The following is a 5332-nucleotide window of genomic DNA, read 5'->3' as shown; positions in this document are numbered from 1 at the left end:
TGTCTAGATAAGCTCCCAGACTATTGACTTTAATTTTGATTTCTGGATTCATGGGGTAAAGCTGTGCGCGTTAAATATGGTCAGAATCGACAAGCCGAACATCTTGGCGTTTAACCCAAAAAGGTTCTAAGGGTTGTTTTTCGTCCAAGGTAATTAATGCTGCTGCGGTTATTTCTCAGGTCGGCAATTTGAAAAACTGCCCATTCAGAAGGGTTCTCGTCGGGGTCGATGACTCTAACTTTGTCCTTGAGGGAAAGTGGGGAGAAATTGCCTGTTTTAATCGGGTTAATTTTCATAGTTGGAGAATGGAGTGAATGTTAATGAGATGTTGAGGAGTAGTGCGATTAACTTTGGTTAATAGTTGAATTTAAGAAGATATTTTTGATTAAATTCAATTTTTAATTAAATTCAAAAAATCTTGATAGAAATTAGCATCAATTTCATCTCCTTCTGTAATCTCTAATTTGAACCTAATTATCTGAGGATTGTTCTGGTGGATTTCTGGGAGTAAAACAGTTAATTTGTCAGTTATTTGTTCTGCTCCTGCTAAATAGTAGCGATCTTCTTCTTCTTGAAAAGCCATGATTTCGGGCAGAGTCTCTGAGGTTGATGGCTTGTAGGTTAAGGGTTTGATTTGAATTGATATTAGATATGTAGTCATAGTGTAGTGAATATTGATTGATGTGAGCGTCCTTGGTTATTTATTACCAAGGACTGTTGTCAAAAAAATTAGAACTCGCCAATCGGATTGATAATGTGGGATTGGCTATAGTGGCAGATTTCGTCTTCTGCTACCCATATTTGGCTGACTTGGGCTTGTTCTATAGTGGCGAGTAAAAACTCCCAGTCAGTCTCAGACAAATAAGTCTCGGTGGTTTTATAGCGATTAGAGTTGTATCTTTTGCCGACGACGATGAAAGTTGACCATTGGCTATGGTCTTTGGCAGAGTCGATGAGTTTGACGAGGCTTCCTACTTCGTGTTCGGAGCGTAAAATATCCTCTTCGTCGGGAAGATTTAACTGACAATCGCGAGTAAAAGGATGGTGTTTGAAGGAGACATGATTAAAGAGAGAACACCAACCTCTACTTCTACTGTCTTGGTAATCGTTAAATTGGGGACAATTAGAGCAAGATGTGGGTAATGCTGTTGCAAGAAGTTTTGTTTGTGTCATTATAAGAATTAAGAATTTATTTGTGAGGAGAGCAGTGGTAATAGGTTGCTCTCCTTTTTATTTGTTTGCGGTCAGTCAAAGAAACTAGAAAGAAAGATTGCTTCGTGGAGACTGACTCGCTCTTGATTGATGCACTCTTTAAGTTGAAAAGGAATCGATATTTAGTTGTCGGGCGTGCTGTGAAATGAAAAATGAAAGGATGTGTAATCAACCAATGGATTTTGTTTCAAGTCTGAGGCTGGTTGTGTCCTCAGCTATATTTCTATAATACCAAGTGATGCTTGGTAAGTCAAGTATTAATTGTCCAAGCAATACTTGGATAGATGTGATAAGGTAGAACTGATAAGCTGAGGGTATGACTGTGAAAATAACACTCAAACAAGTAAGAGAAGCCCGCAAATTATCTCAAAATAAGTTGGCTCAAATCATTGGCATGACCTTGCAAAATGTTCAACGCATTGAGTATGGAGATGCCAAATCAATTCCTTTGGACACTTTAGATAAACTGTGTGAAGCTCTCAATTGTCAAACTGGAGATTTGCTAGTGCGAGTTCCAGACGATGACAACAAACAAGCAGACTTGATGATTGAGCAAATTATTAACAATCTGAAACCACTGAATCAAAAGCAAGACATTAAATCCTCTAACTCGAAGGAAAATGCTGCTTCATGGTTCGAGGCTTTACCAGAAATACCCCAGTCAGCTTAATGATGAACGATAAGAAAAAAGGAGGGAACGGGAGTAGTCAGTTGACACAGAAAGTAGGGGAAAGAGTTAGTGATTTGCCACAAGATTAAAACATGAAGTCTGAGCCAGAAAAATGGAACAGCAAAAAGCGATCGCCCATCCGACCAAAGAAGAACGATCGCCTTTTCGAGGCTGTCACCGACGTTCAACCATCAAATAACAGTTATGTCCAATTTAACAGTTGAAGAACACAATAGTGTATTGGTTGTAGATTCTCGCTTGATTGCAGAGAATTTGGATATCAAACACAAAAACTTGTTGGGGAATATAGAGAAGTACAGAAAGCAGATAGAGTCAGGGTTGGGAGCTATTGCGTTTCAAACGCGAGAGTTTAGAACCAAGCAAGGGAACAGTTCTAAAGAGCGTTACGCATATCTAACAGAAGAACAATCGACTTTTCTGATGACGCTATCGAGAAATACGGACAAAGTAGTCCAGTGTAAGTTAGAGCTAGTAAAGGCATTTACCAAGGCAAAGAAACTAATCAAAGAAGTCATACCAGCCCAGGCTATTGAAATTGAAAAACTGAAACTTCAACTCCAAGTAGCACAAGCCCAACAACAAGCAGCAGTAGCCCAAGAGAGATTGTTAGCAGCTTCTTCTGCATTAGCCATCATTAATCCTGCACTGCCAGCATTAGTATTGGGAAACCCAGACGCGGTAATTACTAAAACTGAAGTCATAGAAAGGACAGTCTTAGTTAACGAGCAAGGAAGAAGCAAAGTCACTTTTGAAGGGTTATCCAAGACGAAGCTAGCCAAGAGATACGGCATGAAGAGAGCTAAAGACTTAGTGGACTGGCTCAAGTCAATTGGCAGAGAAGATGTTTTAAAACCAGGATTGATAGCGACTTCTTGTCAATATATCCCAATAGAAGAAATATCCGAACTAGATAGACTTTGGGCAGCCCATAGAGGCTTAAGACAAATTTTGATAGGCGAATAAATCGCATCATGTCTCATCGCTCCATTGTCTTTTAGTTCTGCTTTACCAGCATTTTGTAGCATACAAGTAGGATAGCACCTCATGAGAAATAGTATACAAGTATTATTCGTCAACATCGCGCAAGAGCCAGAAATCGAATCTTGGGAATCGCCCATAGTCACAGTGTACAGAAATAGAGAAGGGGAATATTTGATAACAGAAGCGATGGCATTCTTAGAGGAAGCTCGCGTTCAAGGCATTAGGGATTTGGAGTCGGGAAAAGAAACATCTGTGTCGGGAAGAATTGAAATAGTACCTGCTCGCTCTAGAGTAAGACGAAGAAGAGTCAAAGGGGAGGATGCAAGATGAACAGTATTTTAGCGATATCTCCAGGCAATACCAGAGCATTTGACATGGAAATAGCTTCAGCCTTGGGAGATATTAATTCCGCAGTCATAGTGCAACAGCTTCACTACTGGATGCAGAAAGAAGGTGTGGGGACTATTATTGAGGGAGTGAAGTATGTGTATAACACGTTTGAGAAATGGGTAAGAGAACAATTTCAATGGCTGAGTATCTGGCAATTCAGGAAATCAATGAACCTGCTACGTCAACTAGAGATAGTCAAGGTGATCCGATACAAATCTCAAGAGTGGAATCAAACAAATTATTACAGTTTGGATTACAATCGCCTAAGAGAAATTATTAAACCCAAATCGCCTGAAACCATATCTAACTCCGATTTGTGGTCTAGCACAGATCGAGATGTGAATTCTCCACAGATCGAGGTGAGGGATTCTAAGCTCTCAAATAGAGAAACAAAAAATACATCTCAAAAAGAAACAGCAAAAGCAGAGAAATCAGAAAAGTTAAAATCAGCTTCCGCTATTTCCCATTCCTTTGCTGCTGCTCAATTAAAAACCGTTTTAGAAGAAGAAAATCAACCCAAGAAAGAAATACACCAGAAACGAGAGTTAAATGGTCAAAAAAGCGAAAATCAAGCCCAATTAGACAATACTGAGCCAAAGTGTGCTGAAGAAAAAAATCTCGGCGTGTGTAGTATAAATGAAGTTAAAAAGATTAAAGTAGTCAACCCTTCAGGGAAATCTTTGGTAGAGGAACTAGACAGTATAGGAGTACCAATCAATAAAACTCTCATCAACCTAGTGAAGATGTATTCTGAAGAGGAAGTAAAAAGTGCGATCGCTCTAGTCAAAATTAGGAAAAGAGAAAAGCACATCCCCAATCTGGGGGGATATTTCACCGCAGCAGTTAAGGGAAATTGGGCGAGTTCTAATCATGTAGTTGTAGAGAACTCAGAAGAGATAGATACAACTTCAGTATTCAGGCTCTGGTATGAATTGGCTAGAGAACTGGGCTATTGTGCCTCTCAAGAAATCAGAGATGGAGAGCAATGGGTGTTACTGTCTGGGAGTTGGGAGAAGTGGCAGAGTGCTACGAAACGCGGTTATAGTTTAGATTATCTCAAATCAGTAATGAAAAGGAACAAAGGTACTTGAAGAAACGGGAACAACCCATCTGGCTGCACTGCGCGGTCGTTCTCTCCCTCATCTGGTCGTGATGAAGGACTCTATTTTACTAACAGCGAAGCAGGAGAAGATGAAAAATTAAAAGCCTGGGAATTTTTAATCTCAGAATAAAGATTCTTCTCGTTACTCTGCTTCAAGATAGCCTTGAGCAGTCTTATCAAAAAATTGCCAGTGACGAACACCATAGCAACGATCATAGAGATCGCCATGAAGAAAACTAGAGCCACGAATAACTCAGATTGGGGGTTGAAAGAGGGAGAGTCATGGTTTTGGGGATTTTCTGGATTCATAAAAACTAAAGGTCTTCTCAATAAATTTGGGCTTCTGGTTACCAAAAACTCTCTGGAACAAATGGCACCCTAGCGTTCATTCTTCTCTCTAATTCCTGAAGAGTAATAGGTGCTGTAGGCTTCAATTCTTGCCAATGCTCTCTAGTAATTCGATAAAGAGAGCGTAGATAACTAAATCTAGCGATCGCTTCTGATAGTGCAAAAGGAGAAACATCGGGATGTTCGCGCTTGAGAAGTTCGCGATAATTAGCTTCTAACTCGGTTAAGGTGGTAGGAGAACCTAAAACTCTCATGGCAGGACTTAATTGTGTGCCATTTAAGGGCAATCCTGGTTCTAGTATGCGATGGGTTAATAGTAGTGCCGAAAAGTTTTCTGCTTGCTTGAGTTGCTCTGTTTGGGACTCAATTGTTCTTTCTTGATCCTGCAATTGCGATTCGAGCAGTTTGATTTTTGATTGAGCCTGTTGCAATTGTGATTCTACTACTTCTACTATTTCTACTTCTTCTGTGGAGGAGGAAATGGGAATTGTTTCAGCTTCAATGTCTTCTTGATTTTCATGACTTGATGATGAGAGCCATTGCAACTGAAGTTGGGCAGCATAAATGGCAAATCGGCAACGATTGAGCTTCGACGTTAACTTGATTTG

Annotated in this window: 10 protein-coding genes; 4 read left to right on the top strand and 6 right to left on the bottom strand. The window is 39.9% G+C overall.

Annotated elements, in window-relative coordinates; genetic code table 11:
* Window positions 1–110 precede the first annotated feature (110 nt).
* From H1P_RS30795 to H1P_RS30785, 3 genes are all read right to left on the bottom strand, one after another.
* Complete coding sequence (locus tag H1P_RS30795; RefSeq protein WP_144874925.1) at window positions 111–296, bottom strand: hypothetical protein; 186 nt, start codon at window positions 294–296, stop codon at window positions 111–113.
* A 95-nt stretch (window positions 297–391) separates the two neighbouring features.
* Complete coding sequence (locus H1P_RS30790) at window positions 392–661, bottom strand: hypothetical protein (RefSeq protein WP_144874923.1); 270 nt, start codon at window positions 659–661, stop codon at window positions 392–394.
* A 68-nt stretch (window positions 662–729) separates the two neighbouring features.
* The gene (locus H1P_RS30785) at window positions 730–1173 is read right to left on the bottom strand and encodes a hypothetical protein (protein WP_144874921.1); all 444 of its coding nucleotides are present in this window, start codon (window positions 1171–1173) and stop codon (window positions 730–732) included.
* Window positions 1174–1528: 355 nt separating this feature from the next.
* On the opposite strand from H1P_RS30785, the gene H1P_RS30780 reads away from it, so the two are divergent.
* Window positions 1529–1882 carry a helix-turn-helix domain-containing protein gene (locus H1P_RS30780; RefSeq protein ID WP_144874919.1) on the top strand — a complete coding sequence of 118 codons (354 nt, stop codon included), beginning with the start codon at window positions 1529–1531 and terminating at the stop codon, window positions 1880–1882.
* Here H1P_RS30780 and H1P_RS30775 read toward each other — a convergent pair.
* Entirely contained in the window at window positions 1879–2070 is a 192-nt protein-coding gene (locus H1P_RS30775) for a hypothetical protein (RefSeq protein WP_144874917.1), read from the bottom strand. The genes H1P_RS30780 and H1P_RS30775 overlap by 4 nt on opposite strands.
* A 16-nt stretch (window positions 2071–2086) precedes the next feature.
* Here H1P_RS30775 and H1P_RS37880 point away from each other — a divergent pair, with 16 nt between their 5' ends.
* The 3 genes from H1P_RS37880 to H1P_RS30755 all read left to right on the top strand — a co-directional run bounded on the left by H1P_RS37880 (window position 2087) and on the right by H1P_RS30755 (window position 4365).
* Entirely contained in the window at window positions 2087–2866 is a 780-nt protein-coding gene (locus H1P_RS37880; protein WP_222427328.1) for a Rha family transcriptional regulator, read from the top strand.
* A gap of 81 nt (window positions 2867–2947) precedes the next feature.
* Window positions 2948–3214 carry a hypothetical protein gene (locus tag H1P_RS30760; protein ID WP_144874915.1) on the top strand — a complete coding sequence of 89 codons (267 nt, stop codon included), beginning with the start codon at window positions 2948–2950 and terminating at the stop codon, window positions 3212–3214.
* Window positions 3211–4365: a hypothetical protein gene (locus H1P_RS30755; RefSeq protein WP_144874913.1), complete on the top strand. Its 1155-nt coding sequence runs from the start codon at window positions 3211–3213 to the stop codon at window positions 4363–4365. The genes H1P_RS30760 and H1P_RS30755 overlap by 4 nt, the downstream gene beginning before the upstream one ends.
* 71 nt (window positions 4366–4436) lie before the next feature.
* On the opposite strand, the gene H1P_RS30750 is transcribed toward H1P_RS30755, so the two are convergent.
* Together H1P_RS30750 and H1P_RS36780 are read right to left on the bottom strand one after the other, a co-directional pair.
* The gene (locus tag H1P_RS30750; RefSeq protein ID WP_144874911.1) at window positions 4437–4685 is read right to left on the bottom strand and encodes a hypothetical protein; all 249 of its coding nucleotides are present in this window, start codon (window positions 4683–4685) and stop codon (window positions 4437–4439) included.
* Window positions 4686–4723: 38 nt separating this feature from the next.
* Window positions 4724–5332: J domain-containing protein (locus tag H1P_RS36780; RefSeq protein WP_186376241.1), on the bottom strand; the 609-nt coding region annotated here is incomplete at its 5' end.

Origin of the sequence: Hyella patelloides LEGE 07179 (genome assembly GCF_900659865.1) — a bacterium.
Lineage (GTDB): Bacteria > Cyanobacteriota > Cyanobacteriia > Cyanobacteriales > Xenococcaceae > Hyella > Hyella patelloides.
The sequence above is the reverse complement of the archived record's forward strand: the minus strand, read 5'-3'. Positions and strand labels throughout refer to the sequence as shown.